This window comes from Actibacterium pelagium, assembly GCF_002285415.1.
In the GTDB taxonomy this organism is placed as follows: Bacteria; Pseudomonadota; Alphaproteobacteria; order Rhodobacterales; family Rhodobacteraceae; genus Actibacterium_B; species Actibacterium_B pelagium.
The window spans coordinates 712,195-733,218 of sequence record NZ_NSBU01000007.1 but is presented as its reverse complement, the minus strand read 5'-3'; the positions used below and the strand labels follow the sequence as shown (position 1 = coordinate 733,218).

The following is a 21,024-nucleotide window of genomic DNA, read 5'->3' as shown; positions in this document are numbered from 1 at the left end:
CATGTCGGCGCGCGACCTCAGCCTGTTTCTTGGCCAACTGCTACGCCGCCCGCACGAAATTGTCGCCCTCGCCCCTTCCAGCACCAGCTTGGCCCGCAAGATGTGCGAGGGCCTGTCGCCGGAAACGGGAAAAGTCGCCGAACTAGGTCCTGGAACCGGCAAGATCACCCGCGCCATTCTGGAAAGAGGCGTCCGGGAAGAAGACATTTCCGGGTTCGAACTGAATCCCTCTTTCCATGAAATTCTCACCAAGGCATTCCCGAACGCCAATATTCTGAACGAACCGGCACAGGCTTTAAACTCGGTCGAACCTGGGTCCTTCGGCGCCGTGGTCAGTGGGTTGCCGCTTCTTTCCATGCCGACCGCGGTGCAGCGCGAAATTGTTCGTGGTGCGTTTCATGCCCTGTCTGATGGCGGCAAGTTCGTCCAATTCACATACGGGCCTGTGCCACCGATCGCGCAAGAAATTCGCGAAGATCTTCAGCTTGATTGGACGGTCAGCTCAAGGGTCTGGGGCAATCTTCCCCCTGCCCGGGTCTATCAGTTCAGGCGAAATGGCGTTTTGAACTAACCGTTTCCACACCATTGACAGGTTGAGCATTTTGGTCGCGCTAACGGTGCCTTCTTGACGTTGCGAAAGGCAAATACGCGCCTTATACGCTTTGTGGACAAATGCAGGAGAGTTCGCATGACCGAGACCCGTACCGAAACCGACAGCTTTGGCCCGCTGGAAGTTCCCACCGACAAGTATTGGGGTGCTCAGACGCAGCGCTCGATCATGAACTTCCCGATTGGCTGGGAAAAGCAGCCCGTCGCGATCGTACGCGCCCTTGGCGTGATCAAGAAAGCCTGCGCCATGGCCAACAAGGAATCCGGCAAGCTGGACGCGAAGATCGCTGACGCCGTTATCCAAGCTGCTGGAGAGGTCTTTGAGGGCAAGTTCGACGACAACTTCCCGCTGGTCGTCTGGCAGACCGGTTCGGGCACCCAGTCGAACATGAACTCGAACGAGGTTATCGCAAACCGCGCGATCGAAATTATGGGTGGTGTTATCGGCTCGAAAGACCCGGTTCACCCGAACGACCACTGTAATATGGGTCAATCCTCGAACGACACGTTCCCGACCGCGATGCACATTGCCGCGGCGATGACCACGCGCGACGTTCTGCTGCCGGGCCTGAGAAAGCTGCTGGCTGGTCTGGAGGCCAAGTCGGAAGAGTTCAAAGACATCATCAAGATCGGCCGCACCCACACCCAGGACGCAACCCCTCTGACCCTTGGTCAGGAATTCGGCGGCTATGCCCACCAGATCCGTCAAGGCATCGCGCGTATTGAGGCCGCCCTGCCCGGCATCTATGAGCTGGCTCAAGGTGGCACCGCTGTCGGCACCGGCCTGAACACCCAGCACGGTTGGGGCGAAAAAGTCGCCGCCAACATGGCTGAGATCACAGGCCTGCCCTTCGTGACCGCGCCGAACAAGTTCGAAGCGCTGGCAGCGCATGACGCGATGGTCTTCATGTCAGGCGCTCTGGCGACAACCGCCGGCGCGATGTACAAGATCGCCAACGACATCCGCTTCCTGGGCTCTGGCCCGCGCTCGGGTCTTGGTGAGTTGATCCTGCCGGAAAACGAGCCGGGCTCGTCGATCATGCCGGGCAAAGTGAACCCGACCCAAGCCGAAGCAATGACCCAAGTCGCAGCCCACGTCATGGGCAACGACGCCGCAATGAAATTCGCCGGGTCGCAGGGACACTTTGAACTGAACGTCTACAACCCGATGATGTCCTACAACCTGCTGCAGTCCATGCAGTTGCTGGGCGACGTCGCCGACAGCTTTACCGAGCGTATGCTGAACGGCATCAAGGCCAACGAACCGCGCATCGACAAACTGATGAAAGAGTCGCTGATGCTGGTCACCGCTCTGGCCCCGACTATCGGATACGACAATGCGACCAAGGTTGCGAAAACCGCGCACAAGAACGGCACCACCCTGAAGGAAGAAGCGATTGCTTTGGGCTTCGTCGACGAAGCAACCTTCGATGCAGTGGTGCGTCCGGAACAGATGATCGGCCCCAAGGACTGATGTCCAAGGTCGTGAACCTTAGAACAGCTCGCAAGGCGCAACAGCGCCTTGCGAAACGCCAAAAGGCGGATCAAAACGCCGCGCTGCATGGCCGCAGTAAATCCCAGAAGAAACAAGAAGAAGATCAGGCCGAGCGCTCGGTCACTTTTCTTGACGGGCACAAGCGGGACGACACATGAGCGAACGCCCCGAAAAGCATTCGCTGACCCTGCGCGGGCATCGCACCAGCGTCTCGTTGGAAAAAGAGTTTTGGTCTGAGTTCCGGCAAATCGCTGAACGGCGCAATATTCCTATTAACGAACTCGCCGCACAAATTGATGCAGACAGAGGCGACCGCCTAGGGCTGGCCTCGGCGATCCGGCTTCATGTGCTCAATGACTTAAAAAGGCGCTTGTCAAAAACCTAGCTGGTGATTGCAGTTCGAATGCGGCTACGCAAACGCACCTCACCTATCTGCATCAGCTTGTCTTCATGTTCATGACAGGCCTGCTGCAGGTCCTTTTTACACAATTCCATCAATTCTTTACGGCGAATTGGCCGCTTGCCAGAAAGCTCTCTGCCACCCGCAGAGAGAATTGAAGATTTACGCCAGAAACGCCCGAAGAGCGCGGTTTTCCGCGCCATAGTTTTGATACTGCCACCCATGCCTCAACCTATTTTTTTATGTGATTAGGTGTGCTATCAGGAAACCATATTTCTGCCACATTTCAAAACTTGGCGTTAATTAGCGGTTAATCATCTTTAAACCTGCGGCAAAAAAGACTCACCTCTATAGCCCCTAGGTTGAGTACTTCTGGGAAAACATTCGCTAAAACCTAAGCGCGAGACCAAAATCGTAGATGTATTCCATTGGCTGACCGAACCGTCAGGTAGGCAGAGGGCTGCGGAATATGTCCCTCAACAGGACTAACATCCCAATCTGCCAAGATACGTGAAATCAGCAAACAGGCCTCCATCATGGCGAAACCCGCCCCGGGACAAACGCGAGGACCGGCAGAAAAAGGAAGAAAGGCAGACCGCACCGCGTCACGCTGTTCTGGATCATTGAAGCGCTCAGGACAGAATGCGTCGGGATCGGGCCAATACCGATCATTGCGATGCAAATGCCAGGGGCTGATCACGATCTGGCTGCCAGTTGGGACTTTGCGGTCTCGAAAAACCTCTGGCTGCGTGGATTCCCGAACCATCATCGGAACGGGTGGGTACAGGCGCATGGTCTCGCGGAAAACCGCCCTCGTTTCCTTGAAATCCGATAGTTTTGAAAACGCTGGTGCCGCCCAGAATTCCTGCGCCTCTTTGCGTAGTGCCGACTGCGTTTCCGGGGACAAAGCAAGCAGATAAAGCGACCATGCCACCGCCGAAGCCGACGTTTCATGTCCAGCGAGAAGGAAAATCGCAACCTGATCGACCATCTCTTCAGCCGAGAACTTCTCTCCGGTTTCGGGGTCCGAATAGGTCATGATCTTGGTGCAAAGATCGTCAGGAGCATTTCCCGCCGCAATCTTGTCTGCGCGCGCTTTGGTCAGGCGCAGGATCAAGGCGCGCAGGCGTCGTGCTGACTGTTTTGTCTTGCGCCGATGAAACCGGGGCAACCAGCCCGGTAGCGGTAGAAATGCGGCAAGATTCAACAAGGGTTGCGTGGATTGGTAGTCCTGAAACTCTTGATAAATCAATTCTGCATCAGGGGCATCAATCGGGATCGAAAATAGCGCGCGAAATATGATGTCGGCGGCAGCATGGCTGGTAAAGGGTTCGACGTCGATCGATCCTTGATCCAGCCGGTCGCTTGCGGCACGTGCCGCATCGCAAACCGTGTCAAAGCTGTCTTTTAATCTTCCATGCTCAAAGGCGGGGTCGATGATGCGCCGCTGACGCGCCCATGTCTTGCCATTGGTATTAAAGACCGACTGCCCCAACAGCGGGCTGACCCCTTCGGCAAAACGGCGGGATTTAGGAAAGTCTTCGGGGCGTTTTTTCAAAACCGTTTCGACCAACTCGGTCTGATTGATCATGAATGACCAGAAAAACGGTGTGCGCATCACAGCCATTTTGGCGCGGTACAGACGTTCGGGTTGAGCAGACAAGATATCCTTGCGAAAAAGCCGCACGTAGCGCCACAAAGACACTTTGGCTTCCCGTGATTTGGGCTTTGGCGGCCGGATCATGTGACGCTCCTATAGCCTGATCTCGGGGCCTCTATACGACTGGCAGAAGCTGTACGATCGGCGAAACGATCTTCCAAGGTTTTCGCACCCGCTGTGATTTGGAAATAGTCATACCCTTCGGGATTGTCGAAGGCGCAAAGATACTGGAAGTGAAGACGGAAGAACCGCCAACGCAGGGCTTTGTATCGTTCAGGGCTTAAGGTCTGCGTGAAGGCGGCTGATAAAACCAAAGGTCCACGCTGCTTGTTTGTCGATACCCCGCTCACAGCGACAGGATCGCACAGCGCAAAGGAACACCCGTCCCCCGGCGCAGAAACATCCAGCCAGAAGATGTCATTACGCTCAGATAGGATCCGCAGGCCGCGGCGCAACTCTGTTGCCTTGGGCAGGAAGCTGACCATCGGCACCACTTGCCCAAGCGACAGATAGGCCACCTTCGGCCCCTGCCCTGTCTGTAGCCCAGCCATCACTGAAACTCCGAGGTAGGCTCCTGACGAATGGCCGATTACCAGAACCTCTTCGATGTCTTCGTCCAAGGCAGCCTCGATCCGGTCCCTGAAGGACGACAACCGATCTTGCAACTGTTTGGGATAAGCGCCGTTCCAACGGGCTGAAAACGCATAATCATGCATCAGGTAATAGGCAAAAAGCTTGTTATCCCACTTCCGGAAAAGGTGGAGCACTGGCCAAACTGCTGCCAGGCCAAGCCAACCGACACACGGAATACCGCTGATGGCAAGGATCGCACCGGCAAACCGCGCCACCAAAAGTGCCAGTATCAATTGGATCAAAAGCAGGACAACCGGATATAGGGCGGCGATCACCGGTCCCTTTCGCAGGCGCATCAGCCGAAAAAGCGCTCCGCTCGCAAGATAGCGATAAGTGGTCACCAAAAGCTGGCCATAGGTCGCCAAGACCCCAGCATTCATCGACGCCTGAACGATATCGGCCCATTCAAGAACTTCGACCTCAACAGTCGAAGTCTGACCATCTTCTGTTAGCTCAGCAGACCAGCCAAACCCTTCGCCAGATTGGCGATTGACCATCTTCAACTCGTAGCCAGCGATCTGCGCCTGTGCTGCCCCTTCGCGTCGATAGATTTCGCGATATCTACGAGGAGGAAACGGGTCATATCCGGGGATGTAGAACACCCTCCGTTTCAGCACCGTCGTGTCGGACTTTTCGGCCATTTGCTTTGCCTGCGCTCCCCGTTTCAGGGGATCATAGACGGATGGCGCACGAAGGGAAGATCAGCCGACAAGAGCCAGCGCCGGAAATGTTTCCAGCAGCCAATAGGACATACGGGCAAACCCGCCGGTCAGCATCAGCAGACCAACGACGAGAAGAAGAAGCCCCATGACGCGTTCAATTACCTTCATATGGCGCTTCATCCAGCCCATCAGCCCTTTGAGGCGCGGGAAGTAGGCCGCCACCAATAGGAAAGGAACGCCTAGACCCAAAGCATAGACAGCCAGCAACAAGGTACCCCGAGCCAGATCTGCCTCGTTTGCGGCCATCGACAGGATTGCCCCAAGTTGCGGGCCGATACAGGGTGTCCAGCCAAAGGCAAACGCCAGCCCAAGCAGATAGGCCCCGAAGGCCGAACCGCCTTGGTCACCTGCATCAATGCGGGCCTCGCGGTTCAGAAACGGAATGTTGATGACGCCCAGAAAGTGCAGGCCGAAGATACTGACAACTGCCCCCGCGCCGTAATTGAAATACTGCTGGTTTTGCAGGAAGAACGCCCCGAAGGCCGAAGCGGCAAATCCTAAGAACAGAAAGACAGTCGACAGGCCCAGCACAAAGAAAAGCGCCGAAAACAACGCACGCCTTGACGCTTGCTGTCCTTCGGACAAGTCCTGCATGCTAACGCCACTCATATAGGCAAGATACGGCGGGACGATTGGCAACACGCAGGGGCTGAGAAAACTCAGCACCCCGGCCAAAAGTGCGATCAGCAGAGCTGGGAGCAGTCCCGCATCGATGATTTCAATTCCGAACATATTCCATCCTTTGTCGGACTGAACTTATGAGCGCGCGCCCCGAAGGTCACCTAAAAACGGCGTCACGTTTGCGTGCATTGGTGCCCAAAGAAAATTGCCCCGACCAATGGCCGGGGCAGCTTTCACTTGATGGCGTTAGCCGCGAGACCACCATCCACGACGTTTCGGTTTGGGTGGTTCGTCTACCGCTGCTGTCGCGGCCTCTTCTACAGATTCGGCGACAGCTTCCGACGCAACCAGTTCTGGCTCTTCCTCGACGGCAGGATCTTCTTCAGCCGAAGGCTCTTCAACCGCTTCAGGCTCTTCCGAGGCAACCTCTTCCGCAGGCGCTTCCGCTTCAACTGCTTCCTCGGCCGTTTCTTCTACAGCATCGACGGCCGGTTCTTCCGCAGTCTCAGACGCGTCCTCTTCCGTTGTCTCAGGCGCGTCAGCCTTATCAGCCCCTTCTGCGGCGTCCGTTTCAGACGTGCTTTCAGCGTCATCGTCCTGCGTCTTGCGACGGCGAGAACGCGAACGGCGCTTGCGCTTGGGCTTTTCTTCTTCAGTTGCCTCTTCCGAAGGAGCTTCAGACTCTTCGCCGTCAGAAGCCTCCTCGGAGGCTTCTTCCTGATCTTCTTCCGCTTCTGTCTGGTTCTCGGCTCCGTCGGTCGGCTTCCGACCACGACGACGGCGACGGCGACGGCGCTTCTTCTTGGGTGCGTCTTCGTCCTCTGCTGTCTCTTCCGGCGCCTCTTCGGCCTCGGGCATTTCAGGCATGTCGATCGAGATCACAGGAGCCGATGCAACCGGCACATTGCGTGTGGCGGTCTTGAAGCGTTCGATCTCAAAGTCCGGGCTGATCATGTGCCCATCGGCTTCGATCCGGATCGAGATGCCATAGCGCGCTTCGATCTGGGCGATATGTTCGCGCTTCTGGTTCATCAGGTAGTTGGCAATCGCCACAGGCGCCTTGACCAGAACTTCCTTCGATTTACCGCGAACGCCTTCTTCTTCCAGCTGACGCAGGATGCCCAAAGCAACGTTATCGTCCGAGCGCAGAAGCCCCGTGCCATGGCAATGCGGGCACGGCTGCGTTGTCGCCTCGATCATACCCGGGCGCAGGCGCTGGCGGGACATTTCCATAAGGCCAAAACCGCTGATACGACCCACCTGAATGCGGGCACGATCAGTTTTCAGCTTGTCCTTCATCCGCTTTTCGACGGCGTTGTTGTTCTTACGCTCGTCCATGTCGATGAAGTCGATCACAATCAGACCGGCTAGGTCACGCAGACGCAGTTGGCGTGCCACTTCTTCAGCCGCCTCCAGGTTGGTCTTCAGCGCGGTTTCCTCAATCGAGCCTTCCTTGGTCGCCCGGCCAGAGTTGACGTCGATGGCCACAAGCGCCTCGGTCACACCGATAACGATATAGCCGCCAGACTTCAGCTGAACGGTCGGGTTGAACATGCCCGACAGGTAGCTTTCGACCTGATACCGCGCGAACAGCGGCAGCGGATCCTGGTACTGTTTCACCTTCTTGGCGTGGGACGGCATGATCATCTTCATGAAGTCCTTGGCCGTGCGATACCCGGCCTCGCCTTCCACCAATACCTCGTCGATTTCGCGCGCATACAAGTCGCGGATCGACCGTTTGATCAAGTTGCCCTCTTCATAAATCGGCGCCGGAGCAACCGATTTCAGGGTCAGCTCACGGATCTGCTCCCACAGGCGCTGAAGGTATTCATAGTCGCGCTTGATCTCGGATTTGGTGCGTTTGGCACCTGCGGTACGGATGATCAGGCCAGCACCTTCCGGAACCTCAATCTCACCCGCGATATCTTTCAGCTTCTTACGGTCAGCAGCGTTGGTGATCTTACGGCTAATGCCACCGCCACGTGCAGTGTTCGGCATCAGAACGCAATAGCGGCCTGCCAGCGACAGATACGTGGTCAGGGCCGCGCCCTTGTTGCCACGCTCTTCTTTGACAACCTGCACCAGCAGAATCTGGCGAACCTTGATGACCTCTTGAATCTTGTAACGACGCGCCCGCGGTTTGCGTGGGCGAATTTCCTCGCTGACATCTTCGTCGGCGACGGATTCGATGTTCTCGTCCTTTTCAGACGCGTCCAGACCATCGTCACCTTCGTCGCCATTGGCGTCGTCGTCTTCTTCAGAAACCTCTTCCGCTTCCGCCTCTGCGGATGCCTCGGCCGAGTTCTCTTCAGATGCTTCGTCAGCTCCCGCTTCCTCGGCGACGACTTCTTCTGCCGGGGCTTCTTCGGCGACTTCTTCGACCGGTTCAGACGCTTCTTCTGTTGTCGCTTCTTCCGACGCGCCCTCGACTTCTTCGGTCACTACCGCGTCATCTGAAACAACCGACGACGCCTTGGCCGAAGGTGTATCTGCTTCAGGTTCTTCGGCCTGTGCGTCCTCAGAGGCCTGTTCCTCTGCAACATCCTCTGCAGGCGCGGCAGCTTGGTCGACTACCAGAGCGGATGTCTCTTCCTCTTCCGGGCCAAGGTCGATGACATCCATCCCCTTGATCTCGGTATCTGTTGCCTCTTCAGAGACGTCGTTAGCTTCTACGGCCTCTTCGGCCTTGGCCTTCGAGGCTTTAGAGCGCGAACGACGGCGCGAACGCGAACGTTTCGGCTTGGCCTCTTCTTCGGCCATTGCCTCAGCGTAGGCGCGCTCTTCTTCAAGCAGCGCTTCGCGGTCTGCCTGAGGGATCTGGTAATAGTCCGGGTGGATTTCCGAGAACGCCAGGAAACCGTGACGGTTTCCGCCGTAGTCAACGAACGCCGCCTGAAGAGACGGCTCAACCCGGGTAACTTTTGCTAGGTAAATGTTGCCAGCTAGCTGGCGCTTGTTTGCACTTTCAAAGTCGAATTCTTCGACCTTATTTCCGTCGACCACCACAACACGGCATTCCTCCGCGTGGGTGGCGTCGATGAGCATTTTCTTTGCCATTTGAACTCTTTGCACCACGGATCAAACCCTCGCCGCAGTGGGCTGGGTCGTGTCAGATGGTGTCTTGTTTGGGCGAAAGCGGGCGTAACGCGGCCGGTACCGGCGGCTGTAAGCCTGCCTGTCGTCTGCCTGTTCGTTCGCACGCGTTGCATCGCGGTTTATCTCCGACGCCGATCACGGCATCCGTTGGTAAAGGCCCGGTGTCTGCCACGCGGGACAATTCTGTTTGACCCAAAACGGGTCGGTTGTCGGTCTGTCATCGCGGCCTGTCAAAAAAGCGGCCAGCGCCTATCCAGAAAAACTGTTGGCGGTCGCCCGAATGAAAACGGACTTACCTCAGGCGACCATACCGGGGAAGTTGTAGGAAATACAATGGGCTTTTTTCAGACGCGGTATTAAAGGTAATCCGCTCGGCTTAAACCGTATTTTGCCATTTTCTCGTTCAGCGTACGTCTGGGAAGGCAAAGCTCTTCCATGACATTCACGATAGAGCCCTTGTGACGTCGCATCGTGTTGTCGATCAGCATACGCTCAAACGCTTCGACATATTCCTTCAAAGGTTTGCCTTCAGTGGTCATCACCGGCTGCATTTCTTCGTTATCGGCCATCAACAGCGAAGAGATGCTGCCCGTACCACGACGGTTCTGCAACACGGCGCGTTCGGCGACATTGATCAATTGACGCACATTTCCCGGCCACGGGGCTTGCAGCAACTGGGCCGCTTCCTGTGCAGTGACTTCCGGCGCGTCGCAGCCGTATTCCTCGGCGAACTGTTCGCTCATGCGGTTGAAAAGGGTCAGCACGTCCTCACCACGTTGGCGCAGCGGCGGCACGGTGATCTTCATCGCCGCAAGGCGGTAGAACAGATCGGGACGCAGGACGTCTTCGCAGGTTTTGCCCTGCTCTTGCAGGTTGGACACCGCGATGATCCGGGTTTCGGCCGGCGTGCCCTGATCGTTGATGAAAGTCAGCAGACGGGCTTGCAATGGCTGACTTAGCGCTTCGATATCCTCAAGGCACAGCGTGCCGCCACGGGCCTCTTCTGCCAATGGCAGGGTCTCACCCTCTTCGACGGGACCGAACAGGCGCTTGGCCAGATCTTCACTTTCGAAAGCCGCGCAGGAGACGTGAACGAACTTGCGCCCTGCCCTTGGACCAACGGCGTGAAGCGCGTGCGCAACAAGGGTCTTACCTGTGCCGGTTTCACCTTCGATCAGGACGTGACCGTCCGCCTGCCCCAGATCAAGAATATCCTCGCGCAGACGATCCATCGGATCAGAGCGCCCGATCAACTTCTTCATCAGAACCGAACCATCGGACAACTCGCGTCGTAAAGCACGGTTGTCCAGCGTCAAACGACGGGCCTGAATGGCGCGCTTAGCAAGCTCACTCATCCGGTCGGGGTTGAACGGCTTTTCCATGAAGTCGTAGGCGCCCATACGCATCGCCTCGACGGCCATCGGTACGTCGCCATGACCGGTGATCATGATGACGGGCAAAGTGCTGTCGGTAGACATCAGGCGCTTCAGAAAGGCCATTCCATCCATGCCGGGCATCTTGATGTCGGTCACAACCACACCGGGGTAGTCTGAACCGATCGCCTTCAACGCATCCTGCGCCGACGCATAGGTTTCGGTCTCAAATCCACTTAGCGCCAGCCATTGGCTGATCGACTGACGCATGTCCTGTTCGTCATCTACAATCGCAATTTTCATCGAGCGGTTCATTTTTCTAGCCTCGATCACTCTGCTGCGGCCATGCTGTCATCCAGCAACGGCAACTGCATTTCAAATACTGCTCCGCCCTCGTCCCCGTTCCGGGCCGTCAGGCGTCCTCCAAGGTCGTTCACGATACCAGAGGAAATGGCAAGCCCAAGACCCGTGCCATCGCCGGGCTGCTTGGTCGTGTAAAATGGTTCAAAAAGGTCATCCAGATTATCAATCCCGTGACCATTGTCGCGTACGGTCAGCGTGGCGGTTTCACCGACGGACAGGATCAATTCGATCTCGGCGTCGCTAACGACCTTGGTGGCATCGATGGCGTTGCGCAGCAGGTTGATGATGACCTGTTCGACCCGCAAACGGTCACCCATCACGAAGACCGGCTCCGAAGGCACGCTTCGGCTGATCCGAACGTCCCGAGACCGCAATTGAGGCTCCATCATCGACAGGCTAGTCGACAGGGATTCCCTTAAATCAAAGGGTTCAAACGCCTCTCCACCCTTTCGGGCATAGGATTTCAGCTGACGGGTAATCGCCCCCATACGTTCAATCAGATCGTCGATCCTATGGAACGATGTCAGCGCCTCTTCCCCGCGTTTGCGTTCCAGCAACAGGCGCGCCCCAGCCAGATAGGTTTTCATCGCGGCCAGAGGCTGGTTCAGCTCATGGCTGACTGCTGCCGACATCTCACCCAATGCGGCAAGTTTCGAGCTTTGCTCAAGCGTTTGCTCGGCAACCTCAAGGTTCTTTTCGGCCCGTTCCCGCTCGGCGATTTCCCGCTGCAAGCGTGCGTTCAACTGGCGAAGCTCTGCCGACTCTCGCTGGAAAAAGATTGATCGCGACTGCGCCCGGCGCGACAGGAAATAGAAGGAAAACGCCAGAAGGATCGCGAAACCCATGATCTCTAACGCGAGGAAGGTGTTCACCCTTTCGCGGACCGAGGCAAAAGTGGTGAAGGACACCAATTGCCAGCCTTCGAATGGCATCGCGACCTCGTTCCGCATGACCTGCGATTCTGGTGAATACAGGTCTGTCGGCAATACCCCCCAGTCAGAGGTCACGCGGATCGCGCGCTCGATCGCGGTCGGGGCGGACCGGACCTTCAAAGCTTCTTCGATTGTCAGGCCCCGCCAACGCGGCTCTGTCGCCAAAAGGATACGACCTGTACTGTCGATGACAGCAACTGCGTCCGAAATCCCCGCCCAACGTTGTTCGAACTGCGCAAGGTCAACCTCGACGACCACAACACCGACGGTGCTATTCTCGCTGCGAACCTGCCGGGAATAGGCAAATTCATAGTCGCCCTTCTCTGTCTCAAAGGACACGAACACCGTGTCCTGATTGTCTGCGGTGGCTAGGAAAAAGGGTTGGTCTGACAGATCACTGCCAAGCAATTGCCGATTGCTGGCAGCCACCACCTTGCCATCGGCATCCAGCAACAGAAGCGAGGCCGCACCGATTTCCTCGACATAGGAAATCAGTCGCTGTGACGTCGAAGAGAAATCGCCTGAATTCAGCGCACCGATTAGCGCGGGGTCGCGTGACAGCAGCAGCGGAACGATGGAGGCTCTTTGAACCTCAGACATCAGGTTGCCGGAATAAAGCGCCACCCGGACCTGCGCCAGGGTTCGGGTCCGTTCGGTAAAGCGTTCTGTCAGCAGGCTATTGGTCACAACAACGACCGAGACCGCCATGATGATCATGATCAAAACAAAAAGCCTGCGCGCCCAGCCAATATGACCGGACACGACACGAAACTCCTTGATCGGGTTGTTGACCATGGCCAAAGCCTACGCCCTAGGCGAAGGCGCGACAAGCATTAGGCAGTCGCCATCGCATCCAGAATTGAGCGGAACATCGCCGCCCCATCGGTGCCACCATGCGCCTTTTCGGTACAACGCTCTGGGTGAGGCATCATGCCAAGCACACGACGGTTTTCGCTTAGAACACCGGCTATATCCGCGACCGAGCCATTGGGATTGTCGGTGTAGGTGAAGGCAATCCGGTCTTCCCCGCGCAGTTTTGCCAACAGCTCGTCATCTGCGACGTAGTTACCATCATGGTGCGCAACGGGGACCGAAATCTCTTGCCTCTTCTGATAGCTGCTGGTGAAGGCGCTGTCGGTGGTTTCGACCTTCAGGCCGACATCCTTGCAGATGAACTTCAGCCCGGCATTGCGCATCAGCGCACCCGGCAGAAGGCCGGTTTCGGTCAGAACCTGAAAGCCATTGCAAACACCCAGAACAAAGCCACCTTTGTTGGCAAACTCGATTACCGCCTTGGCAATCGGCGAACGCGCGGCAATCGCCCCGCAGCGCAGGTAGTCACCGAAAGAGAAACCACCCGGAATGGCAACAACGTCCAGCCCCTCGGGCAGCGACGTTTCCTTGTGCCATACGGTCGAGACCTGTCCGTTACCGGCAACCCCTTCCAGCGCCACCGCCATGTCGCGGTCGCAGTTAGAGCCAGGGAACTGAATGACGGCAGCTTTCATCGGGCGGATCCTTTCGTCAGGCTTTAAAATCCGTAATCACGGCAACACCCGGAGGTGTCGGACCGTTGAACGCGCGCAGCTCTTCGCTGGCACCCGACAGACCGATTTCGCGGGCGATTAGCGGCGTCATATCCACCTGTCCGCTTTCTATCAACCCCAACAGGCTTGGATAACGCCAAGAAGGCATGCCTCGGGTACCATAAACAGCAAGGTTGCCCTGATAGATCGCGCTCATATTGATATCCATGCGGGCGGTGTGGCCGGTTGGAAGGCCCACTTGAACATGACGCCCCAAGGGACGCAGGCACTCCAACGAGGCGTTGACCGTCACTTCAATTCCAAGGGCTTCGACGCTGACATGCGCACCGCCCCCAGTGATTTCCTTGATTTGCTCTGCCACGTCACCTTCGCTGGCGTTCACCGCAGCGTCCGCCCCAAGGCCAAGCGCGTGGTCCAGTTTCTCCTGCACAATGTCGACCACGACCACATGCGCGCCCAGAGCTTTACCAAGCAGCATCGCAGACAGGCCAACCCCGCCCGTTCCGTGGACCGCCAGCCACTCTCCTCCTGCCAACGCTGCACGACCCGTCAGGGCATGCCAAGCGGTCGTGACGCGACACCCAAGTCCGGCAGCAACTGTGGGTGAAAGGCTTTCCGGCAGGCGTGCAAGATTATGGTCGAATGGAACAGCGATATATTCCGCGAAGGCGCCCGGTTCGATGAACCCCGGCAAGCGTTGGTTTGGACAGGTGTTCTGATGACCTGACTGACAGGACGGACACGTCCCACAGGCCAAAATGAAAGGTGCGACCAGATGATCCCCGACCTTATAGGTCGACTGTGGCCCGGCCTCTACCACCGTGCCGCAGTATTCATGTCCCGGGATCTGACCGGGTTTCACGCGCGGATGTTCACCAACCCAACCATGCCAGTCGGAACGGCAAACGCCGCAAGCCTCGACCTGCAGCACAACGCCATCGGCAGGGCACTGAGGATCAGCGACCTGCTCTAATGACAAATCTTCGTTATAAGCGCGTAAAACCGCTGCCCGCATGGTCACCTCCGGTGTGGTGCGGGCGAAGGGCTTTAGTCCAGCTCGACCGCGTAGCTTTCGATCACAGTGTTGGCCAGCAGCTTTTCGCACATGGCCTTCACCGATTCCTCGGCTTTCGCGGCGTCTGTTTCGGCCAGCTCCAGCTCGATGACCTTACCTTGGCGCACCGATTCAACACCGTCAAACCCAAGCGAACCCAAGGCGTGACGAACGGCTTCACCCTGCGGGTCCAGAACACCGTTTTTCAGCATGACATGTACACGAGCTTTCATCGGGTGCGGTCCTTTTAGTTGATCAGCGTCGGTTTGGTTGCGGGGGTTACGTTCGAGGGCATCACCCCCAAACGGCGCGCGACTTCTGTATAAGCGTCGGTCAGGTTGCCCAGGTCGCGGCGGAACACGTCTTTGTCTAGTTTCTCACCGGTTTTGATGTCCCATAGGCGGCAGCTGTCGGGGCTGATTTCATCCGCCACGACAAGGCGCATGAAGTCACCGTCATAGATGCGGCCGATTTCGATCTTGAAGTCGATCAGCTTGATGCCGACGCCATACATGACGCCCGACAGGTAATCATTCACACGGATCGCGATCGACACGATGTCGTCCAGATCCTGCTGCGAAGCCCAGCCAAAGGCGGTGATATACTCTTCCGGGACCAGCGGGTCGCCGAGGGAATCATCTTTGTAAGAGAACTCGATGATCGGGCGCGGCAGCTGAGTCCCCTCTTCGATGCCCAAACGCTTGGAAATCGAGCCAGCGGCAAAGTTACGCACGATGACTTCCAGCGGAATGATCTCGCAAGAGCGGATCAGCTGTTCGCGCATGTTGATGCGACGCAGGAAGTGGGTCGGCACACCGATGTTGTTCAGACCCAGCATGAAGTACTCGGACAGGCGGTTGTTCAACACGCCCTTTCCTTCAATTACGTCTTTCTTTTCAGCGTTAAACGCGGTCGCGTCGTCTTTGAAATACTGGACCAAAGTACCCGGTTCGGGGCCTTCGTACAGGATCTTTGCCTTGCCTTCGTATATCTTCTTGCGACGGGCCATTGTCTCTCCAACGCGTATAGGCCGGGAATCAAATGACCCGGCGGAATGCCTCGCTCTTTACGCCCTGCGGCAAGGCAGGGCAAGTTTTGGCGAGAAAACGCTTTTGCCGCTCTTGAGGCCACCTGTCAGTTCTGTAAAACTCCGTCCGACACTATTGATTAAGGGGATCAAGTGATGACCACCTTCGACGATCGCGAAAACGCCTTCGAAAACAAATTCGCCCATGATGAAGAAATGAAGTTCAAAGCCGCAGCGCGTGCCAACAAACTGCTTGGCCTGTGGGCAGCAGAGCTTCTGGGCAAAACCGGCGACGACGCAAAAGCCTATGCCGCCGAAGTGGTGAAGTCGGACTTTGAAGAAGCCGGTCACGAAGACGTCTTCCGCAAGGTTGCTGGTGATCTGGGCGACAAGGCCGACGAAGCCACCATTCGCGCCCAAATGGCCGAACTGGCGATCGTTGCCAAAGAGCAGATCATGAACGAGGTCTAAGCCTCGAACTGCAATTCGAATTTATGAGCGGCGCTCCAACATGAGCGCCGCTCATATTTTTATGTTCCAATTTGCATTTGCCAATCCGCAGGTTTCGTGGCATCCGCCCCGATGAATCTGACGCTCCCAAAGGATACTCTGAAATGAGCAACGCTCTGTCCCGCATGCTGGAAACCCGTGAATGGCTGCTGGCCGATGGCGCAACGGGGACGAACCTGTTCAACATGGGGCTTAGCTCTGGTGATGCGCCGGAACTTTGGAACGTGGACGAGCCAGCCAATATCAAGAAGCTGTACAGCGGTGCTGTAAACGCGGGCTCGGACCTGTTCCTGACCAACACCTTTGGCGGCAACGCATCGCGCCTGAAACTGCACAACGCCGAAAACCGCGTGCGCGAGTTGAACATCGCCGGCGCCGAGATTGGCCGTGAAGTTGCCGACGCCTGCGACCGTGAGATCATCGTAGCGGGTTCGGTCGGCCCCACCGGCGAAATCATGGAGCCGATGGGCACCTTGTCCTTTGATGGCGCCGTCGAAATGTTCCACGAACAGGCAGAAGCCCTGAAAGACGGTGGCGTTGACGTTCTGTGGGTTGAAACCATCTCTGCCCCGGAAGAATTCAAAGCCGCAGCCAAAGCCTTTGCCATGGCTGACATGCCTTGGTGTGGCACCATGAGCTTTGATACCGCGGGCCGTACCATGATGGGCGTGACCTCTGCCGACATGGCCGCACTGGTTGAAAAGCTGGACAATCCGCCAGTCGCTTATGGTGCAAACTGTGGCGTGGGCGCCTCTGACCTGCTGCGCACCGCGCTTGGGTTTGTGGCTTCGGGCACTGAACGTCCGTTGATCGCCAAGGGCAACGCGGGCATCCCGAAATACCACGACGGTCACATCCACTATGATGGCACGCCCGAACTGATGGCAGACTACGCCTGTTTGGCCCGCGACTGTGGTGTTGCGATCATCGGCGGCTGCTGTGGCACGATGCCGGAGCACCTGTCTTCGATGCGTGAGGCATTGGAAACGCGTCCAAAAGGCGACCGCCCGACGCTGGAAGAAATCACCGCGAAGCTTGGTGGCTTTTCTTCAGCCAGCGATGGCACCGGTGATGACGTGGCCCCCACGCGCACGCGCCGTCGTCGCCGCGGATGAGCAGGTCCAAAACTAGGGGCATCGCCTGCTCTTAGTGATCATATTCAAACGGTTACAGCCTGAATATGATCACAACTCATAAAAACTATTCGTCGATTTCGCGTTTCCAAACTGAAAAAAGTCAGTATACGGCAGGGAACGCGAAACCTTTTGAGGATCAGGAAAATGTCAGAAGAAGAAGATATTATCCTGTCGGAACTGCCCGATGATGAACTTGTCCCCCAGATGCAGGACGACCTGTATGACGGTCTGGATGAAGAAGTTGTCGAAGGCGTAAATATCCTGCTCGAACGTGGCTGGATGCCCTATGACGTCCTGACCAAAGCATTGGTTGGCGGCATGACTGTCGTGGGCAACGATTTCCGCGATGGTATCCTCTTCGTGCCCGAGGTTCTGATGGCCGCCAAGGCGATGAAGGCGGGTATGGCGATCCTGAAGCCTTTGCTGGCTGACACCGGCGCACCGCGCATGGGCAAGATGGTTATCGGCACCGTCAAAGGCGACATCCACGATATCGGCCAGAACCTTGTCACCATGATGATGGAAGGTGCTGGTTTCGAGGTAATGAACATCGGGATCAACAACTCGGCCGAAGAATATATCGCCGCTCTGGAAGAATTTGACGCCGACATTCTTGGCATGTCTGCCCTGCTGACAACCACGATGCCCTATATGAAAACGGTCATCGAAGAACTTGCAGCGCAGGGAAAACGCGACAAATATATCGTCATGGTCGGTGGCGCACCTTTGAATGAAGAGTTCGGCACCGCCATCGGCGCGGATTCCTATTGCAGGGACGCCGCTGTCGCCGTGGAAGTTGCAAAGGACCTGATCAGCCAGCGCTGATGCGCGTAGGGTCCTTATGAAGGGCAGATGCGAACCATGCCAGTAAAACGGCTTTTGATGTTACTGTTGGTGGTCTTGATCGCGGCGGGCGTGACCGTGGCGTTCTTCGTCGAACACGAGGTCGCGAGCACGGCGCTGATCCCTGCCCTACTGGCTGCGGCGGTTCTGGTCCGCTTCATGCGTGGCTGACGTGCGCATCGACGACAAAATCCTCACTGAAAAAGGACTGAACACGGGCGCTGCCGAGGCGAAAACGCTTCTGCTAGCATGCGGTGCGCTGGCTCGTGAGATTCTTGCCGTGATCGAGGCGAACGGCTGGACGCATCTGGCCCTGCATTGCCTGCCCGCGATTTTACACAACAGTCCGCAAGGCATCCCTGATGCAGTCGAAGCAGCCGTTCTCGAACATCGGCCGAATTACGATGAGATTTTCGTCGTTTACGCCGACTGCGGTACTGGCGGTCAGTTGCAACAGCGTTGCGAAGACCTAGGGGTTAAAATGATGGCTGGCCCCCATTGCTATGCCTTCTTTGACGGTGTCGAAACGTTTGAAGCGCGAGAAGAGTTCACCGCCTTCTATCTGACCGATTTTCTGGTTCGCCAGTTCGACGCGTTTGTCTGGAAACCGCTTGGATTAGACCGCTATCCAGACCTTCTTGAAACCTATTTCGGGAACTACACCAAACTGGTTCACCTCGCCCAGACGGACGATCCTGCCCTAACCGAAAAGGCCAGCGTTTGCGCTGCGCGACTTGGGTTGGAGTTCGAACACCGGGCGACAGGCTATGGCGAACTGACACCAGAACTGGCGCGGATCAGGCCTTAGCCGCAACCTGCTGAATGCGTTCTACCATCGCACGCAGCCCGTTAGAGCGCTGCGCAGACAGGTGGTCGTTCAGGCCAAGACGGCCCAGTTCTTCCGATGCGTTTACCGCAAGCACCTGTTCTATGGTCTGCTCAGAGTAAAGCGCCTTCAGAACGGCAATCAAACCACGGACAATCATCGCGTCACTGTCACCGCGGAAGCGGAACGTGGCCGTTGGGCCCTCACCTTCGATTTCGGGGACAAGCCAGACTTGGCTGGCGCAACCGTCCACTTTGGTGGCTGGAACGCGCAAGGCATCTTCCAGCGGATCCATATCCTTGCCCATGTCAATCACGGTCCGATACCGGTCCTCCCAGTCGTCCAGGAATTCAAAGGTTTCGACGATCTCTTCAAAGGCTTCGCTGGCCATGATGCCCTCACTTGATGTTGCCGGCTTGACCTAGGCCTTTGACAGCAAAAGGTCCAGACCCTGCTCTACTGTCTTTTCAAGCCGCGTGGTTTCGGCTAACCCCTTGGGTACGGATCAAAGGAGTTCCCATGTCACGCGTTTCATTGTTGGCCGTCCTGTCGATTGTTCTTGTGACCTCTGCCTGTTCGTCACGCCTGAACCCGCTGAACTGGTTTGGCCGGGACAAGGAAGTGAAAGTCGTGGTTCAAGAGGTGCCCGGCGGTATCATCGATTCCCGACCGCTGATCGCGCAAATTCAAAGCGTACGCGTCGACCGCGCCCCCGGTGGTGCAATTGTGAACACCGTCGGCCTGACACAGTGGCAGGGATACTGGCAGCCTGCGCTAATCGCCGAGAACCGCGGAGTTCCCGTTGATGGAGTTTTGACAATCCAATTCCGGGTTGCAGAGCCTCTGACCAACCAGATTCAAGGCACACAAGCCTCGCGCGAGATTGCAGCTGCGATGTTCCTGACGGACCAAGAACTGTCCGGCGTGCGCAGCATCGTTATCCGTGGTGCGAATAACGCGCGGTCCGTACGCCGTTAAAGTTCGATCACTTCGACAGTGGCACCCTTGGCTCGAAGGGCCAATTCTCCCTTGCACAAACGCAACGCGTCATCACCAAAAACCTCGGCGCGCCAACCACTTAGCGCAGCAACATCACGTTTTCCGGCAGCAATCTGATCCAGATCCGCCGAGGTCGCGATCAGCTTCTGCGCGACGCCTACGTTCTCGGCCTTTGACTTCAAAAGCACACGAAGAAGATCGGCCAAAGCTGGATTGACCTGCAGTTTGTCATTGCGCTGCGGGGCTTTGGGATAATCCGCTGGATCCATCACTTTCGCAGCCTGAATCGCGTCCAGAATACCCTGTGCGATTTCACCCTTCCGCGCTTCTCGCAGCAGAAGACGAGAGCGCCCCAAATCTTGTGGGTTTTGCGGTTTAGTAGACGCTAGTTCCAGCAACGCATCATCTTTATAGACACGCGACCGGGGAATATTCCGTACCTGCGCATAGCCTTCGCGGAACTGAGCCAGTTCTTTTACGACCGCCATGAACTTACCCGAGTTGGTGCGCGTCTTAACACGCTTCCAAGCCTCATGCGGGCGAATGATATAGGTTTCCGGGTCGGTGAGAACTTTAATTTCTTCTTCTACCCATTTGTAACGATTTGATTTTTCAAGTTCGGCAGCAAGGAATTCGTAGATTACCCTTAGGTGTGTGACGTCCGCCAACGCATAGGTCTTTTGGGCCTCGCTTAGCGGGCGACGGGACCAATCGGTAAAGCGCGAGGACTTATCCAACGGCTGTTTGGCGATTTTACGAACAAGGGTTTCGTAACCCACCTGCTCGCCAAAGCCACAGACCATTGCGGCGACCTGGGTGTCAAACAGCGGTTGCGGGAAAACTTTGCCTTCAACAAAGAAGATTTCCAGATCCTGACGCGCCGCGTGGAAGACCTTTACGACATCAGTATTCCCGAAAAGTTCGTAAAGCGGATCCAGCGACAGGTCTTTGACCAGTGGGTCAACAAGAACAGCCTCTCCGTCCCCCGGCAATGCCAATTGGACCAGACAAAGCTTGGAATAATAAGTCCGCTCCCTCAGGAACTCTGTGTCGATGGTGATATAGGGGCCGGATTTGGCGCGATGGCAGAACTCTGCCAGCTCTTCAGTCGTCGTAAGTGTCCGCATTAAAGGGTCTTTGCCCAATTCTTGTTGTTTTCAATCCCGCCCTCATGTGTA

Annotated in this window: 23 protein-coding genes; 10 read left to right on the top strand and 13 right to left on the bottom strand. The window is 56.7% G+C overall.

The annotated features are described in order from the left end of the window. Position 1: 1 nt before the first annotated feature. The 4 genes from CLM58_RS12555 to CLM58_RS12540 all read left to right on the top strand — a co-directional run bounded on the left by CLM58_RS12555 (position 2) and on the right by CLM58_RS12540 (position 2,489). The gene (locus CLM58_RS12555) at positions 2-571 is read left to right on the top strand and encodes a class I SAM-dependent methyltransferase (RefSeq protein WP_095596248.1); all 570 of its coding nucleotides are present in this window, start codon (positions 2-4) and stop codon (positions 569-571) included. A gap of 117 nt (positions 572-688) precedes the next feature. After that, positions 689-2,083: a class II fumarate hydratase gene (gene fumC, locus CLM58_RS12550; protein ID WP_095596247.1), complete on the top strand. Its 1,395-nt coding sequence runs from the start codon at positions 689-691 to the stop codon at positions 2,081-2,083. Next, the gene (locus CLM58_RS12545; RefSeq protein WP_095596246.1) at positions 2,083-2,262 is read left to right on the top strand and encodes a DUF4169 family protein; all 180 of its coding nucleotides are present in this window, start codon (positions 2,083-2,085) and stop codon (positions 2,260-2,262) included. Before fumC ends, CLM58_RS12545 begins: the two co-directional genes overlap by 1 nt. Next, positions 2,259-2,489 (top strand): ribbon-helix-helix domain-containing protein, encoded by a 231-nt coding sequence (locus tag CLM58_RS12540; protein WP_095596245.1) that lies wholly within the window; start codon positions 2,259-2,261, stop codon positions 2,487-2,489. The genes CLM58_RS12545 and CLM58_RS12540 overlap by 4 nt, the downstream gene beginning before the upstream one ends. On the opposite strand, the gene CLM58_RS12535 is transcribed toward CLM58_RS12540, so the two are convergent. The 11 genes from CLM58_RS12535 to purC all read right to left on the bottom strand — a co-directional run bounded on the left by CLM58_RS12535 (position 2,486) and on the right by purC (position 15,514). Next, complete coding sequence (locus CLM58_RS12535) at positions 2,486-2,728, bottom strand: hypothetical protein (RefSeq protein WP_095596244.1); 243 nt, start codon at positions 2,726-2,728, stop codon at positions 2,486-2,488. The two genes, CLM58_RS12540 and CLM58_RS12535, sit on opposite strands and share 4 nt — an antisense overlap. Before the next feature lie 170 nt (positions 2,729-2,898). Further along, positions 2,899-4,248, bottom strand: a complete 1,350-nt coding sequence (locus CLM58_RS12530) for a cytochrome P450 (protein WP_095596243.1) — start codon at positions 4,246-4,248, stop codon at positions 2,899-2,901. Further along, positions 4,245-5,438: a hypothetical protein gene (locus CLM58_RS12525; RefSeq protein WP_095596242.1), complete on the bottom strand. Its 1,194-nt coding sequence runs from the start codon at positions 5,436-5,438 to the stop codon at positions 4,245-4,247. Before CLM58_RS12525 ends, CLM58_RS12530 begins: the two co-directional genes overlap by 4 nt. Before the next feature lie 60 nt (positions 5,439-5,498). Beyond that, entirely contained in the window at positions 5,499-6,251 is a 753-nt protein-coding gene (locus CLM58_RS12520; RefSeq protein WP_095596241.1) for a cytochrome c biogenesis CcdA family protein, read from the bottom strand. Positions 6,252-6,386: 135 nt separating this feature from the next. Further along, a complete protein-coding gene (locus tag CLM58_RS12515; protein WP_095596240.1) occupies positions 6,387-9,197 on the bottom strand; it encodes a ribonuclease E/G in 2,811 nt (936 codons plus the stop codon). Between the two features lie 395 nt (positions 9,198-9,592). Next, complete coding sequence (locus CLM58_RS12510; RefSeq protein WP_095596239.1) at positions 9,593-10,924, bottom strand: sigma-54-dependent transcriptional regulator; 1,332 nt, start codon at positions 10,922-10,924, stop codon at positions 9,593-9,595. 14 nt (positions 10,925-10,938) lie between these two features. After that, positions 10,939-12,699 carry an ATP-binding protein gene (locus CLM58_RS12505; RefSeq protein WP_095596238.1) on the bottom strand — a complete coding sequence of 587 codons (1,761 nt, stop codon included), beginning with the start codon at positions 12,697-12,699 and terminating at the stop codon, positions 10,939-10,941. A gap of 38 nt (positions 12,700-12,737) precedes the next feature. Continuing rightward, on the bottom strand, positions 12,738-13,412 hold the full coding sequence (gene purQ / locus CLM58_RS12500; RefSeq protein ID WP_095596237.1) for a phosphoribosylformylglycinamidine synthase subunit PurQ: 675 nt from the start codon (positions 13,410-13,412) through the stop codon (positions 12,738-12,740). Between the two features lie 16 nt (positions 13,413-13,428). Beyond that, on the bottom strand, positions 13,429-14,466 hold the full coding sequence (locus CLM58_RS12495; RefSeq protein ID WP_095596236.1) for a zinc-dependent alcohol dehydrogenase family protein: 1,038 nt from the start codon (positions 14,464-14,466) through the stop codon (positions 13,429-13,431). Positions 14,467-14,498: 32 nt separating this feature from the next. After that, the gene (purS, locus tag CLM58_RS12490; protein ID WP_095596235.1) at positions 14,499-14,738 is read right to left on the bottom strand and encodes a phosphoribosylformylglycinamidine synthase subunit PurS; all 240 of its coding nucleotides are present in this window, start codon (positions 14,736-14,738) and stop codon (positions 14,499-14,501) included. Between the two features lie 14 nt (positions 14,739-14,752). Next, entirely contained in the window at positions 14,753-15,514 is a 762-nt protein-coding gene (gene purC, locus CLM58_RS12485) for a phosphoribosylaminoimidazolesuccinocarboxamide synthase (RefSeq protein WP_095596234.1), read from the bottom strand. A gap of 174 nt (positions 15,515-15,688) precedes the next feature. On the opposite strand from purC, the gene CLM58_RS12480 reads away from it, so the two are divergent. The 5 genes from CLM58_RS12480 to CLM58_RS12465 all read left to right on the top strand — a co-directional run bounded on the left by CLM58_RS12480 (position 15,689) and on the right by CLM58_RS12465 (position 18,829). Next, a complete protein-coding gene (locus tag CLM58_RS12480; protein ID WP_095596233.1) occupies positions 15,689-16,003 on the top strand; it encodes a DUF1476 domain-containing protein in 315 nt (104 codons plus the stop codon). 143 nt (positions 16,004-16,146) lie between these two features. Continuing rightward, positions 16,147-17,157, top strand: a complete 1,011-nt coding sequence (gene bmt / locus CLM58_RS12475; RefSeq protein ID WP_095596232.1) for a betaine--homocysteine S-methyltransferase — start codon at positions 16,147-16,149, stop codon at positions 17,155-17,157. 165 nt (positions 17,158-17,322) lie between these two features. Continuing rightward, positions 17,323-18,003, top strand: a complete 681-nt coding sequence (locus tag CLM58_RS12470) for a corrinoid protein (protein WP_095596231.1) — start codon at positions 17,323-17,325, stop codon at positions 18,001-18,003. Positions 18,004-18,030: 27 nt separating this feature from the next. After that, the gene (locus CLM58_RS17185) at positions 18,031-18,192 is read left to right on the top strand and encodes a hypothetical protein (RefSeq protein WP_158221907.1); all 162 of its coding nucleotides are present in this window, start codon (positions 18,031-18,033) and stop codon (positions 18,190-18,192) included. Between the two features lies 1 nt (position 18,193). Beyond that, on the top strand, positions 18,194-18,829 hold the full coding sequence (locus CLM58_RS12465) for a DUF1638 domain-containing protein (protein ID WP_229666142.1): 636 nt from the start codon (positions 18,194-18,196) through the stop codon (positions 18,827-18,829). Here CLM58_RS12465 and CLM58_RS12460 read toward each other — a convergent pair. Beyond that, entirely contained in the window at positions 18,819-19,238 is a 420-nt protein-coding gene (locus CLM58_RS12460) for a SufE family protein (protein ID WP_095596229.1), read from the bottom strand. The two genes, CLM58_RS12465 and CLM58_RS12460, sit on opposite strands and share 11 nt — an antisense overlap. 128 nt (positions 19,239-19,366) lie before the next feature. Here CLM58_RS12460 and CLM58_RS12455 point away from each other — a divergent pair, with 128 nt between their 5' ends. After that, on the top strand, positions 19,367-19,825 hold the full coding sequence (locus CLM58_RS12455) for a hypothetical protein (RefSeq protein ID WP_095596228.1): 459 nt from the start codon (positions 19,367-19,369) through the stop codon (positions 19,823-19,825). Here CLM58_RS12455 and rnd read toward each other — a convergent pair. After that, entirely contained in the window at positions 19,822-20,973 is a 1,152-nt protein-coding gene (gene rnd, locus CLM58_RS12450; protein WP_095596227.1) for a ribonuclease D, read from the bottom strand. The two genes, CLM58_RS12455 and rnd, sit on opposite strands and share 4 nt — an antisense overlap. Positions 20,974-21,024: the final 51 nt, after the last annotated feature.

Bases quoted from the DNA above. Each gene is read 5' to 3' on its own strand.
- CLM58_RS12480 (WP_095596233.1), top strand. From the start codon at position 15,689: ATGACCACCTTCGACGATCGCGAAAACGCCTTCGAAAACAAATTCGCC.
- CLM58_RS12520 (WP_095596241.1), bottom strand. From the start codon at position 6,251: ATGTTCGGAATTGAAATCATCGATGCGGGACTGCTCCCAGCTCTGCTG.
- CLM58_RS12495 (WP_095596236.1), bottom strand. From the start codon at position 14,466: ATGCGGGCAGCGGTTTTACGCGCTTATAACGAAGATTTGTCATTAGAG.
- CLM58_RS12545 (WP_095596246.1), top strand. From the start codon at position 2,083: ATGTCCAAGGTCGTGAACCTTAGAACAGCTCGCAAGGCGCAACAGCGC.
- CLM58_RS12535 (WP_095596244.1), bottom strand. From the start codon at position 2,728: ATGGGTGGCAGTATCAAAACTATGGCGCGGAAAACCGCGCTCTTCGGG.
- CLM58_RS17185 (WP_158221907.1), top strand. From the start codon at position 18,031: ATGCGAACCATGCCAGTAAAACGGCTTTTGATGTTACTGTTGGTGGTC.
- CLM58_RS12505 (WP_095596238.1), bottom strand. From the start codon at position 12,699: ATGGTCAACAACCCGATCAAGGAGTTTCGTGTCGTGTCCGGTCATATT.
- CLM58_RS12525 (WP_095596242.1), bottom strand. From the start codon at position 5,438: ATGGCCGAAAAGTCCGACACGACGGTGCTGAAACGGAGGGTGTTCTAC.
- purQ (WP_095596237.1), bottom strand. From the start codon at position 13,412: ATGAAAGCTGCCGTCATTCAGTTCCCTGGCTCTAACTGCGACCGCGAC.
- CLM58_RS12530 (WP_095596243.1), bottom strand. From the start codon at position 4,248: ATGATCCGGCCGCCAAAGCCCAAATCACGGGAAGCCAAAGTGTCTTTG.
- fumC (WP_095596247.1), top strand. From the start codon at position 689: ATGACCGAGACCCGTACCGAAACCGACAGCTTTGGCCCGCTGGAAGTT.
- CLM58_RS12540 (WP_095596245.1), top strand. From the start codon at position 2,259: ATGAGCGAACGCCCCGAAAAGCATTCGCTGACCCTGCGCGGGCATCGC.
- purC (WP_095596234.1), bottom strand. From the start codon at position 15,514: ATGGCCCGTCGCAAGAAGATATACGAAGGCAAGGCAAAGATCCTGTAC.
- CLM58_RS12455 (WP_095596228.1), top strand. From the start codon at position 19,367: ATGTCACGCGTTTCATTGTTGGCCGTCCTGTCGATTGTTCTTGTGACC.
- purS (WP_095596235.1), bottom strand. From the start codon at position 14,738: ATGAAAGCTCGTGTACATGTCATGCTGAAAAACGGTGTTCTGGACCCG.
- rnd (WP_095596227.1), bottom strand. From the start codon at position 20,973: ATGCGGACACTTACGACGACTGAAGAGCTGGCAGAGTTCTGCCATCGC.
- CLM58_RS12515 (WP_095596240.1), bottom strand. From the start codon at position 9,197: ATGGCAAAGAAAATGCTCATCGACGCCACCCACGCGGAGGAATGCCGT.
- CLM58_RS12460 (WP_095596229.1), bottom strand. From the start codon at position 19,238: ATGGCCAGCGAAGCCTTTGAAGAGATCGTCGAAACCTTTGAATTCCTG.
- CLM58_RS12470 (WP_095596231.1), top strand. From the start codon at position 17,323: ATGTCAGAAGAAGAAGATATTATCCTGTCGGAACTGCCCGATGATGAA.
- bmt (WP_095596232.1), top strand. From the start codon at position 16,147: ATGAGCAACGCTCTGTCCCGCATGCTGGAAACCCGTGAATGGCTGCTG.
- CLM58_RS12510 (WP_095596239.1), bottom strand. From the start codon at position 10,924: ATGAACCGCTCGATGAAAATTGCGATTGTAGATGACGAACAGGACATG.
- CLM58_RS12555 (WP_095596248.1), top strand. From the start codon at position 2: ATGTCGGCGCGCGACCTCAGCCTGTTTCTTGGCCAACTGCTACGCCGC.